The sequence below is a fragment of the Inquilinus limosus genome, assembly GCF_002195995.1.
Taxonomy (GTDB): Bacteria; Pseudomonadota; Alphaproteobacteria; order DSM-16000; family Inquilinaceae; genus Inquilinus; species Inquilinus limosus_C.
In genome coordinates this window covers 1-11,049 of the sequence record NZ_NHON01000128.1, presented here as the reverse complement: position 1 = coordinate 11,049, position 11,049 = coordinate 1, and the positions used below count along the sequence as shown (strand labels likewise).

11 protein-coding genes are annotated in these 11,049 nt (G+C 70.8%); 7 read left to right on the top strand and 4 right to left on the bottom strand.

All coding sequences use genetic code 11. From position 1 onward, the window contains the following. Positions 1-181 precede the first annotated feature (181 nt). Entirely contained in the window at positions 182-1,633 is a 1,452-nt protein-coding gene (locus BWR60_RS33090; protein WP_088157093.1) for an NAD-dependent succinate-semialdehyde dehydrogenase, read from the top strand. 151 nt (positions 1,634-1,784) lie between these two features. Here the strand turns inward: BWR60_RS33090 and BWR60_RS33085 are convergent, their stop codons facing one another. After that, positions 1,785-2,399: a helix-turn-helix domain-containing protein gene (locus BWR60_RS33085; protein ID WP_088157091.1), complete on the bottom strand. Its 615-nt coding sequence runs from the start codon at positions 2,397-2,399 to the stop codon at positions 1,785-1,787. Positions 2,400-2,451: 52 nt separating this feature from the next. Here BWR60_RS33085 and BWR60_RS33080 point away from each other — a divergent pair, with 52 nt between their 5' ends. Next, the gene (locus BWR60_RS33080; protein WP_088157089.1) at positions 2,452-3,138 is read left to right on the top strand and encodes a B3/B4 domain-containing protein; all 687 of its coding nucleotides are present in this window, start codon (positions 2,452-2,454) and stop codon (positions 3,136-3,138) included. 172 nt (positions 3,139-3,310) lie between these two features. Here BWR60_RS33080 and BWR60_RS33075 read toward each other — a convergent pair whose 3' ends face one another. Both BWR60_RS33075 and BWR60_RS33070 read right to left on the bottom strand, forming a co-directional pair. Beyond that, on the bottom strand, positions 3,311-4,078 hold the full coding sequence (locus tag BWR60_RS33075; RefSeq protein ID WP_088157087.1) for an SDR family NAD(P)-dependent oxidoreductase: 768 nt from the start codon (positions 4,076-4,078) through the stop codon (positions 3,311-3,313). Positions 4,079-4,112: 34 nt separating this feature from the next. Next, positions 4,113-4,445, bottom strand: coding sequence for a DUF2794 domain-containing protein (locus BWR60_RS33070; protein ID WP_088157085.1), 333 nt, complete (start codon positions 4,443-4,445; stop codon positions 4,113-4,115). Between the two features lie 247 nt (positions 4,446-4,692). Between BWR60_RS33070 and BWR60_RS33065 the strand changes: the two genes are divergently transcribed. The 5 genes from BWR60_RS33065 to BWR60_RS33045 all read left to right on the top strand — a co-directional run bounded on the left by BWR60_RS33065 (position 4,693) and on the right by BWR60_RS33045 (position 9,458). Then, on the top strand, positions 4,693-5,334 hold the full coding sequence (locus tag BWR60_RS33065; protein ID WP_088157083.1) for a tetratricopeptide repeat protein: 642 nt from the start codon (positions 4,693-4,695) through the stop codon (positions 5,332-5,334). An 11-nt stretch (positions 5,335-5,345) separates the two neighbouring features. Continuing rightward, the gene (locus tag BWR60_RS33060) at positions 5,346-6,668 is read left to right on the top strand and encodes a PQQ-binding-like beta-propeller repeat protein (protein ID WP_088157081.1); all 1,323 of its coding nucleotides are present in this window, start codon (positions 5,346-5,348) and stop codon (positions 6,666-6,668) included. Between the two features lie 14 nt (positions 6,669-6,682). Beyond that, positions 6,683-8,098, top strand: coding sequence for a ribosome biogenesis GTPase Der (der, locus tag BWR60_RS33055; protein WP_088157079.1), 1,416 nt, complete (start codon positions 6,683-6,685; stop codon positions 8,096-8,098). A gap of 86 nt (positions 8,099-8,184) precedes the next feature. Next, positions 8,185-8,511 carry an NIPSNAP family protein gene (locus tag BWR60_RS33050; RefSeq protein ID WP_088157077.1) on the top strand — a complete coding sequence of 109 codons (327 nt, stop codon included), beginning with the start codon at positions 8,185-8,187 and terminating at the stop codon, positions 8,509-8,511. Positions 8,512-8,729: 218 nt separating this feature from the next. Beyond that, on the top strand, positions 8,730-9,458 hold the full coding sequence (locus BWR60_RS33045; protein ID WP_088157075.1) for a class I SAM-dependent methyltransferase: 729 nt from the start codon (positions 8,730-8,732) through the stop codon (positions 9,456-9,458). A 153-nt stretch (positions 9,459-9,611) separates the two neighbouring features. Here the strand turns inward: BWR60_RS33045 and BWR60_RS33040 are convergent, their stop codons facing one another. After that, complete coding sequence (locus BWR60_RS33040) at positions 9,612-11,003, bottom strand: FAD-binding oxidoreductase (protein WP_088157073.1); 1,392 nt, start codon at positions 11,001-11,003, stop codon at positions 9,612-9,614. Positions 11,004-11,049 lie beyond the last annotated feature (46 nt).

Sequence of the window (11,049 nt, the reverse complement as noted above, 5' to 3'; positions counted from 1 at the left end):
CCCCCTCACCCTCCCGCCGCCAACGCGGCGGGCCCCTCCCTCTCCCCGAGGAGAGGGAAGCGAGCGCCGTCCCTTCACCTCTCCTTGGGGAGAGGTCGAAATCGCGTCAGCGATTTCGGGTGAGGGGGCGTGCGGCCTCGCCATCCGAGAGCATTCCGTTCCGTGACCCCGTGAGGTCCCTATGCTGACCCTGAACGACCCGACCCTGCTGAAGAGCCAGGCCCTGATCGGCGGCTCCTGGATCGGCGAGGCCGTCGACCCGGTGACCAACCCGGCGACCGGCGAGACGCTGGGCCGCGTGCCCCGCTTCGGCGAGGCCGAGGCCACCGACGCGGTCGAGGCCGCCGAGGCCGCCTTCGGCCCCTGGGCGAAGAAGACCGCCAAGGAGCGCTCCACCATCCTGCGCCGCTGGTTCGACCTGATCATCGCGAACCGCGAGGACATCGCCCTGATCATGACCAGCGAGCAGGGCAAGCCGCTGGCCGAGGCGCGCGGCGAGGTCGACTACGCCGCCTCCTTCGTCGAGTTCTATGCCGAGGAGGCCAAGCGCATCTACGGCGAGACCATCCCGAGCCACCGCGCCGATGCGCGGATCGTGGTGATGAAGCAGCCGATCGGCGTGGTCGCGGCGATCACGCCCTGGAACTTCCCGGCGGCGATGATCACCCGCAAGGTCTCGCCGGCGCTGGCCGCCGGCTGCACCGCCGTGATCAAGCCGGCGCCGGAGACGCCGCTGACCGCCCTGGCCCTGGCCGAGCTCGCGGTGCGCGCCGGCGTGCCGGCCGGCGTGCTGAACGTGATCACCGGCGACGCGCCGAAGATCGGCAAGGTCCTGACCGGCCACCCGGCGGTGAAGTTCGTCGGCTTCACCGGGTCGACCGAGGTCGGCAAGCTCTTGATGCGCCAGGCCGCGGACACGGTGAAGAAGGTCGGGCTGGAGCTGGGTGGCAACGCGCCCTTCATCGTCTTCGACGACGCCGATATCGACGCCGCGGTCGAGGGCGCGCTGGCCTCGAAGTTCCGCAACATGGGCCAGACCTGCGTCTGCGCCAACCGGATCTATGTCCAGGACGCGGTCTATGACGATTTCGTCGCCCGCTTCGCCGCCAAGGTGAAGGCGATGAAGGTCGGCAACGGCGTCGAGGCCGGCGTGGTCCAGGGCCCGCTGATCACCGAGGAGGCGGTGGAGAAGATCGAGCGTCACATCGCCGACGCCACGGCCAAGGGCGCCACCGTCGTCACCGGTGGCCACCGGCATGCCCTGGGCGGCACCTTCTTCGAGCCGACCGTGCTGTCCGGCGCCACCACCGAGATGGTGGTGACGCAGGAGGAGACCTTCGGTCCGCTGGCCCCGGTCTACCGCTTCCGCGACGAGGCGGATGTGGTGGCCCAGGCCAATGCCACGCCCTTCGGCCTGGCCGCCTATTTCTACGCCCGCGACCTGGGCCGGGTGTTCCGGGTGGCGGAGGCGCTGGATTACGGCATCGTCGGCGTCAATGCCGGCGTCGTCGCCACCGAGGTCGCGCCCTTCGGCGGGGTCAAGGAATCCGGCCTCGGCCGCGAGGGCTCGCATCACGGCATCGAGGAGTTCGTGGAGCTGAAATACGTCCTGCTGGCCGGGATGGACCGGTAAGGCACCAAGTTCGCGATGATTGTTCCAGGAAAGAACCGTCATTGCGAGGAGGCGAAGCCGACGAAGCAATCCAGGGCCGCTCGCATCGGCCCCTGGATTGCTTCGCTACGCTCGCAATGACGATGTTTGGTTGGCCGCAAGTGCGATGCGGTCAGAGCCGACGCACCACATGCGGCTCCATCACCGCCATGGTGAAGCGGACCGGCCGCGCGCCCTTGCAGGCATAGGCGTGCGGCCGGTCGCTGTGCAGCAGGGCCGAGGTGCCGGCCGGCACCTCATGCGGCCGCCCGTCGACCTCCAGCAGCAGCGTGCCGGCGGTGACGTGCAGCAGCTCGCGCGTGCCCGGCGGATGCGGGTCGGAGACATGGCGCTCCTTCGGCTTCAGCTCCCAGCGCCACAGCTCCAGCATGTCCGGCCCATCGCTGCCGACCAGCAGCACCGCGGCGCCGCCCTCCGGACCGGCCCAGAGCCGCGCCGCCTCCTCCGGCCCGACCAGGCGCACCGCATCCGCGCCGCCCAGATCCACCAGCTCCGCCACCGAGACGCCGAGCGCCGCGGCGACCCGGCACAGCGTGGCGATCGAGGGGTTGGAGCGGGCATTCTCGATCTGCACCAGCATGCCCTTGCTGACGCCGGACAGCCGGGCGAGCGCATCCAGCGACAGGCGCCGCGCCCGGCGCTGCCCGGCGACATGGCGCCCCACCGCGCCCGCGATCGCGGCCTCGTCAGGGGCCCTGGCGCCCTCCGTGTTGACCTGCTCGGTCATCTTGCCCTATTCAACAAAGTGAACTCTTCGGTCATTTTAACGAACCAAGCCGATGCTGTCCGCACCGCCCGTCATCGATCCTGCCGTCCGGGCGCTGCGCCCGGATTTCGTGGCCCTGAGCCTGGTGGCGCGCGGCGCCCGCAACGGCCCGAGCGACGCCGAGAGCGCAGCCCGGCTGGCCGAGGCCTGCGACGCTGCTGCGACGGATCCCGACTGGGCGGCGGCGCATCTGGAGGCCTGGCGCGAGGCCTATCGCAGCTTCGGCGCCAAGCCGCAGCGCACGCCCTGTTCGGCCGAGGCGCTGCGCAAGCGGGCCCAGCGCGACGGCGGGCTGCCGCCGATCAACCGCATGGTCGATCTCTACAACGCGCTCAGCGTGCGCTGGGCGGTGCCGATCGGCGGCGAGGATCTGGCCGCCTATCGGGGGCCGCCGCGGCTGGTGCGGGCGGCGGGCGACGAGATCTTCGAGACATTCGCGAATGGCGAGCCCGCGGTCGAGCATCCCGAGCCGGGCGAGGTGGTGTGGCGCGATGATCACGGCGTCACCTGCCGCCGCTGGAACTGGCGCCAGGGCCCGCGCACCCGCCTCGACCTGCCGACGACCGAGATGTGGTTCGTGATCGAGCGGCTGGAGCCGATGCCGATCGCGGCGCTGGAGGCGGTCGGCCGCGAGCTGGCCGACGGCATCCGCGCGATCGCGCCGAACGCCCGGATCGAGACCGCGCTGCTGAGCGCCTGAGCCGAGGCCCAGGCCGGGTCGCTCGCATCACGCCTCCCCTTCCCCCGTCCTTCCGGGGCATCGCAACGGCCCGGGCCGATCCCGGGACAGCGGCACAATGCGGGTTTTCGGCCGTCGCCGTTAGATCCAGACGGGGGTGATCGATGGTGCCAGAATCGGGTGCAGCGGCCGCTCAGATCCAGCCGCCGTCCACGACATACATCTGGCTGGTGCACATCCGGGCGTCGTCCGAGGCCAGGAAGGCGACCATGCGGGCGATGTCGTCCGGCTCGACGAAGCCCTTGAGACATTGCGACGCCATGATCCGCTCGACGTAGTCCGGCGTGTACCACAGCTTGACCTGCCGCTCGGTCCGCACCGCGCCGGGCAGCACGCAGTTGACCCGGATGCCCTCGGCGCCCAGGTCCCGGGCCAGGCTGCGGGTCAGGCCCTCGATCCCGGCCTTGGCCGTGGTGTAGGCGGGCATGCCGCCCATCCCGGCGCGCCAGGAGATCGAGCCGAAATTGATCACCGAGCCGCCGCCGGCGTCGCGCATACCCTGCCGCACCGCCTGCACCATGAAGAACTGGTGCTTCAGGTTCACCGCCAGCCGGTCGTCCCAGTAGTCCGGCGTCACCTCGTCGATGCCGTGGCGCTGGTCGTGGCCGGCGTTGTTGACCAGGACCCGGATCGGGCCGGCCGCCGCCTCCGCCGCCCGCACCATGGCCCGCAGCGCGTCGATGTCGCGCAGGTCGCAGGGCAGGAAGGCCGGGGCCTTCAGCCCCTCCCCCGCCAGCCTTTCGACCAGCGCCTGTGAGGATTCCGCGTCGATGTCACAGAACACCACCCGGCTCTTCTGCCGCGCGAAATGCTCAACCAGGGCGGCGCCGATGCCGGAGCCGCCGCCGGTGATCAGCACGGCACGGTCCTGCAGGCTGGGATAGAGGGCGAAGTCGGTCATGATGACGCCTGGATCGGGAAAGGGGGATTCGGGGTCAGTCGCGGACCAGCGTCAGCTTGCGCTCGAACAGCTCCAGCACCTCGGCCAGGACCCGGCTGCGGCTCAGCCGGTGCCTGCCTTCATAGACGCTGTATTCCGTCCCCTGCGCGCCCACCGTCTTGGCGATGCCGTAGAGCGGCCGGTCGTGGCTGTGCCGGAACACGCTGAACACGGCGATGCCGACGCCATGGTCGATCGCGTAGTCGCGCCATTCGCCGGCGGCGACGCGATCGAAATAGAGGCCGAGGAGCTGGCCGAGCTCACCGCGGTTGAAATAGACGCGCCCACGGCCGCGCCGAATCTGGGAGAGATCGAGAACCTGCGACATGCGCCGGACGGAATGCCTCGACACCGTTGAGTCGGTGAAGCCAAGTGTTGGACAAATCCGGGCCCGCGTCCAGACGGCGCGCGCCGGGGTCGCAGCCCAAGGTCGCAGCGATGTCCGGATGCCGCATCGGCGCACATCGCCATATCGCTGCCACACCCTTGGATTGTCTTCCCGGAACCAATCGTCTAGGTAAGGCGGCTCGGCCGCGCTGCCCTGGCCGAGGCGGCGCCCTGTTCGGAACCTGGTGATGACCGATATTTTCCGCGAAGTCGATGAAGCCCTGCGCGAGGATCGCGTCAAGGCGATCTGGAACCGCCATGGCAAGCTGATCATCGCCGGCGCGGTCGCCATCGTCGTCGGCACCGCCGCCGTCGTCGGCTGGCGCAGCTACAGCCAGAGCCAGGCGCAGTCGCAGACCCGGGCGCTGGTCGACGCGCAGCAGCAGGCCGCCACCGACCCGAAGAACGCCGCTTCCGTCTATGCCGCCGTCGCCGCCGACAGCAGCGCCGACCGCGCCGCCCTGGCCCGCCTGCTGGAGGCCCGCGCCAATCTCGACGCCGGCAAGCGGGACGAGGCCGGCAAGATCTACCAGCAGATTGCCGGCGACAGCGGCGTCAATTCGGTGGTGCGCGACCTCGCCCGTCTCTACTCGGTCATGGCCCGGATCGATGACGGCGATCCCGCGGCGCTGACCGGCGAGCTGGCGCCGCTGGCCGCCGACGGCGCCCCCTGGCGCGCCGAGGCGCGCGAGCTGCAGGGCCTGCTGGCCCTGCGCCAGAAGGACACGGCCAAGGCCCGCGAGATCTTCGAGGCGCTGTCCAAGGACCCGGCCTCGTCCCCCGGCGTGCGCAGCCGGGCCGAACAGCTCCTCAGCACTTCGAGCAATTGAGGGACCACCCCATGCGGCGACGCCATCTGCTGCCCCGGATCTCCATCCTTGCGCTCGCCGCGGTCCTCAGCGCCTGCAGCTGGTTCAAGGACGCCAAGACGCCTCTGCCGGGCGAGCGGATCTCCGTCATCAGCCGCACCGAAGGGCTGGAGCCCGCGGCCGATGCCGGGCAGCCGAGCGTGCTGCCGGCGGTGCGCACCGACCCCGACTGGCGCAACCCGGGCGGCGCGGTCAACCACGTCAACGGCAACCTGGCGCTGAAGATCCCGTTCCAGCGGGCCTGGAGCAGCAGCATCGGCAGCGGCGACAGCAGCAGCACCGCGCTGCTGACCGGCCCGGTGATCGCCGAGGGCAAGGTCTACATCACCGACGCCTCCGGCCGCCTGAACTCGTTCGACGCCGCCAACGGCCGTTCGAACTGGCGGGTGCGGGTGGCGGATCCGGAGCAGGACAGCGTGCCGATCGGCGGCGGCGCCGCCTATGCCGACGGCACCGTGTACGCCACCACCGGCTTCGGCGAGGCCGTGGCGGTCGACCCGAAGAATGGCGGCCTGATCTGGCGCACCAAGCTGGCAGGGCCGGTGCGCGGCGCGCCGACCGTGACCCAGGGCCGCTTGGTCGCCATCACCGTCGACAACCAGACCGAGGTGCTGGACGCCAAGACCGGCACCGAGGTGTGGAACCATGCCGGCATCACCGAGCCTTCGGCCCTGCTCGGCGGCGGCAGCGCCGCGGTCGACAACGGCGTGGTGGTGGTGCCCTATTCGTCGGGCGAGCTGTACGGCCTGCGCATCGAGAACGGCCGGCCGGCCTGGTCGGCGGCCGTCGGCGGCGGTGCCGCCCGCACCGCCGGCGCCCTGGCCGGCCTGGCCGACATCACCGCGATGCCGGCGATCGACGGCGACCTGGTGGTCGCGGTCAGCCACGGCAACCAGGCGGTCGGCATCGACATGCGCTCGGGCGTGACGGTGTGGGAGCAGCCGATCAGCGGCACGCAGATGCCCTGGGTGGCCGGCGACACGGTCTATCTGGTCTCGATCGACGGCGTGGTCGTGGCGCTGGCCCGCAACACCGGCAAGGTGCGCTGGGTGCGCGAGCTGGACCGCTGGACCGACCCCGAGGACAAGGAAGGCCCGATCACCTGGACCGGACCGGTCCTGGCCGGCGACACCCTGGTCCTGGCCAGCTCGACCGGCGACGGCGTGCTGATCTCGCCCAAGACCGGCGAGGTCACCGGGCATTTCGAGACCGACCCGACGCGGATCGCCCCGGTGGTCGCCGACGGAACGCTGTATATTGTCAGCACGGGCGGCACCCTGACCGCCTATCGCTGAGCAGTCCCGAGCGCATGCCCTTCACCCTCGCCATCATCGGCCGGCCCAATGTCGGCAAGTCGACCCTGTTCAACCGCCTGGTGGGCAAGCGCACGGCGCTGGTCGACGACACGCCGGGGGTGACGCGCGACCGCCGGTTCGGCGACGGCCGGCTGGCCGATCTGAGCTTCCGCGTGATCGACACCGCCGGCCTGGAGGAGGCGTTCGACGACAGCCTCGAGGCCCGGATGCGGCAGCAGACCGAGGCGGCGCTGCGCGAGGCCGATGTCGCGCTGATGCTGATCGACGCCCGCGCCGGGGTGACGCCGCTGGACAAGCATTTCGCCCAGTGGCTGCGCCGCCAGGGCGGCAAGGTGCTGCTGCTGGCCAACAAATGCGAGGGCCGCGCCGCCGAGGCCGGGCTGCACGAGGCCTGGTCGCTGGGGCTGGGCGAGCCGATCGGCATCTCCGCCGCCCATGGCGAGGGGCTGGTCGACCTGGTCGACGCGCTGCGGCCGCTGATGCCGGCCGAGGACGAGGATGCGGCCGACGCCGCCGATGAGGATGACGACATCGTTCTCGAGGATGAGGGCGAGGACGACACGGTCGACCCGGAGCGCGACCTGGCCCGGCCGATCCGCCTGGCCATCATCGGCCGGCCCAATGCCGGCAAGTCGACCCTGATGAACGCGCTGCTGCGCGAGGAGCGAGTGCTGACCGGACCCGAGGCCGGCATCACCCGCGACGCCATCGGCGTCGACTGGAGCTGGCGCGGCCAGGCCATCCATCTGGTCGACACCGCCGGGATGCGGCGCAAGGCGCGGATCGACAAGCACGACGACAAGATCGAGTTCATGTCGGTCGGCGAGACGCTGGAGACCATCCGCCTCGCCCATGTCTGCGTGCTGCTGCTGGATGCCGCGGCGATCCTGGACAAGCAGGACCTGACCATCGCCCGGCACGTGATCGAGGAAGGCCGCGCGCTGGTGATCGCGGTCAACAAATGGGATGCGGTCGAGGACCACGCGGCCGCGCTGCGGCAGCTGAGCGACAAGCTGCAGACCTCGATGCCCCAGGTGCGCGGCGTGCCGACCGTCACCATCTCCGCCCTCCGCGGCCAGAAGCTGGACAGGCTGATGGATGCGGTGCTGGACATCCACAAGGTGTGGAACCGCCGGGTGCGCACCGGCCCGCTGAACCGCTGGCTGCCGGCGATGCTGGAGGCGCACCCGCCGCCGCTGGTGCGCGGCCGCCGCCTGAAGATCCGCTACATCACCCAGGTCAAGGCCCGGCCGCCGACCTTCGCCCTGTTCGTGTCCCAGGCCGAGGAGTTCCCGGACAGCTATCTGCGCTATCTGGTGAACGGGCTGCGCGAGAGCTTCGCCCTGACCGGCGTGCCGATTCGGATGATGCTGCGCCAGCCGAAGAACCCCTTCGCCGACAAGGACTGAGCAGCGGCCGGCGGCGGCTTTTGCCGGACGATTGCAATCGGGCCGCTGCGAGGCCAGAGTCCTCTCCCCTGCGGGAGGAGATCGAGATGATTCACGAGCTGCGCGTCTATCATTGCATGCCGGGCAAGCTGCCGGCGCTGCTGAACCGCTTCGACACCATCACCCTGAAGATCTGGGAGCGCTTCGGCATCCGCCAGGCCGGCTTCTGGACGGTCGAGATCGGCGAGAGCAACCAGGCCCTGTACTATCTGCTGGAATGGGAGTCGCTGGCCGAGCGCGAGCAGAAATGGACCGCCTTCGCCACCGATCCGGACTGGCTGGAGAAGCGCGCCGGGACCGAGCGCGACGGCCCGATCGTCTCGCACATCACCAATGCCATCCTGAAGCCGACGGCGTTCTCCAAGGTCAAGTAGCCCTGTGCGTTGCCTCTCCCGCGCGGAGAGGCCTTTTCACAACCCATCCCTCGCCGTCATTGCGAGGAGGCGAAGCCGACGAAGCAATCCAGGGGCCGGTGCGCACCGGCCCCTGGATTGCTTCGCTGCGCTCGCAATGACGGTTCTGAGAATTCCGAAAAAGTCTCGCTTCCGGGAGAGGCAATGCGAGAGCGTTACTCCTGAAGGAGAAGAGACCAATGACCAAAAACGCCGCCGACCGGGAGCACTGGGCCCGCGTCGCCCGCGACTGGACGGCCTGGGCGCGGAAGCCCGGCCATGACGCCTTCTGGGCCTATCGCGACGCGCTGGTGGCCTGGATCGGCCATGGCTCTGGCGAGGCGCTGGACCTCGGCTGCGGCGAGGGCCGGGTGTCGCGCGAGCTGACGGCGCTGGGCTGGCGCGTCACCGCGGCCGACACCGTGGCCGAGCTGGTGGAGATCGCGGCCGAGGCCGGGTCGGCGCAGGACTACGCCGTGGCCGACGCCGCCGCCCTGCCCTTCGAGGACGGCCGCTTCGACCTGGTGGTCGCCTACAATGTGCTGATGGATGTCGAGGACGTGCCGGGCGCGCTGCGAGAGGTCCGGCGCGTGCTGCGGCCGGGCGGCACGCTGGTGATCTCACTGGTCCACCCGTTCCGCGACCGCGGCCGCTTCGCCGGGCCGGAGCCGGACGCGCCCTTCGTCTTCGAGGGCAGCTATTACGGCCGCGAGCGCTTCGAGGGCAGCGAGGAGCGCGACGGGCTGCGCATGGACTTCGCCGGCTGGTCGCAGCCGCTGGAGGCCTATGCGGCGGCGCTGGAGGCCGCCGGCCTGGCCATCACCTCGATCCGCGAGCCGCAGCCGGACCACCCGGACGGCGATGACCGGCTGCGACAATGGTCGCGCCTGCCGCTGTTCCTGTGGCTCAAGGCCCGGCCGCTGGGGTGAGCGGGTGCGCCCAACACGGTCTCGCGAGAATGAGTACCGTCATGGCGAGCCCCGCAGGGGCGTGGCCATCCAGCGGCACCGCCCACTGGATGGCCACGTCGCTGCGCTCCTCGCCATGACGGCGAAAGGGGCGCGAGGCCGGCAGCGCCTCCCCTACCCCAAAATCTTCCCCGGGCTCAGGATCCCCTTCGGGTCCAGCGCCGCCTTGATCGCCGCCATCGCCGCTCGCCGCGCCGGATCGCCGTACAGGCGAAAGGCATCCTGCTTCTCCAGCCCGATGCCGTGCTCGGCCGAGAAGGAGCCGCCGGCCTCGGCCAGCCCGTCATAGAGGATCGCCTCGATCCGCGCCTCCGATCCCTCCGGCCGGTCGCCGACCATGACATGCAGGTTGCCGTCGGCGAGATGGCCGAAGACATAGACCCGCATCGCCGGCGAGAAGGTGGCCGCCAGGTCGGCGCGGATGCGTTTGACATAGGCCGGCAGCGCCGACAGCGGCACCGAGACATCGAAGGTCTTGGCGTCCGGGCAGGGCCGGCTGACCGCGTCGGAATCGTCGCGGATGCGCCAGAACATCTCGCGCTGCCGCTCGTTCTGCGCCAGGGCGGCACCGGTGACCGGCCCCTCCTCCCACAGCGCCCCGATCTCCGCCTCCATCGCCGCGGCGATGTCGATGTCCGGGTCCTGCTCCGCCTCGGTCAGCAGATAGACCGGCGCCGGGTCGAGGCCGAGGCCGGACAAGGCCACGCCATGCTCCTGCGCCACGGTCTCGGCATAGGCGTGCCACAGAATCTCCAACGCCCGCAGCCGGCCGGGGAAGCGGTCGCGCAGCCGCGCCGCCGCGACGAGCGCCGCCTCGGCCGAGGCGCAGCCGACCAGTGCCGTCGCCGCCGGGGCCACCAGCCGCTCCAGCCGGATCACGGCGCGGGTGACGATGCCGAGCGTGCCCTCAGACCCGGCGATCAGGTCCTTGAGGTCGTAGCCGGTGTTGTTCTTCAGCACCCGCACCATATCGGAAATCACGGTGCCATCGGCGCGCAGGAACTCCAGCCCGAACATGCGGTGGCGCATGGTGCCGCGGCGGAACGCCTCGATGCCGCCGGCATTGGTGGCGATCAGCCCGCCGATGGTGGCGGAGCCGCGGGCGGCGAGGTCGATGCCGGGCGTCAGGCCATGCTCGGCCGCCGCCTCCTGCAGCTGCTGCAGCGTCACCCCGGCCTCGACCACAGCCAGACGAGCGGAAGTGTCGATCTCGAGGACCCGATCGAGCCGGCGGGTGCTGAGGATGATCTGGCCGGGCCGAGAGGCGCCGCCGCCGACCAGCCCGGTGCGGCCGCCATGGGTCACGACGGGGACGCCGGCCTCGTGGCACAAGGCCAGCACCGCCGATGCCTCCTCCACCGTGCGGGGCGAGGCCTGGATCCCGGCGGCGAGATTGTCGGGGTGGTAGCCGGGATCGATGCCGGCCAGGGCGTCGGCCCTTGCGATCCCGCCCAGTCCGAGCAGCGCGTCGAGGCGGGCGAGAAAGGCGGCGTCGAGCGTGGTCATGGCATCCCCGGTCGGTGACGGCCGAGAATGGCGGGGGGTGTGGCGG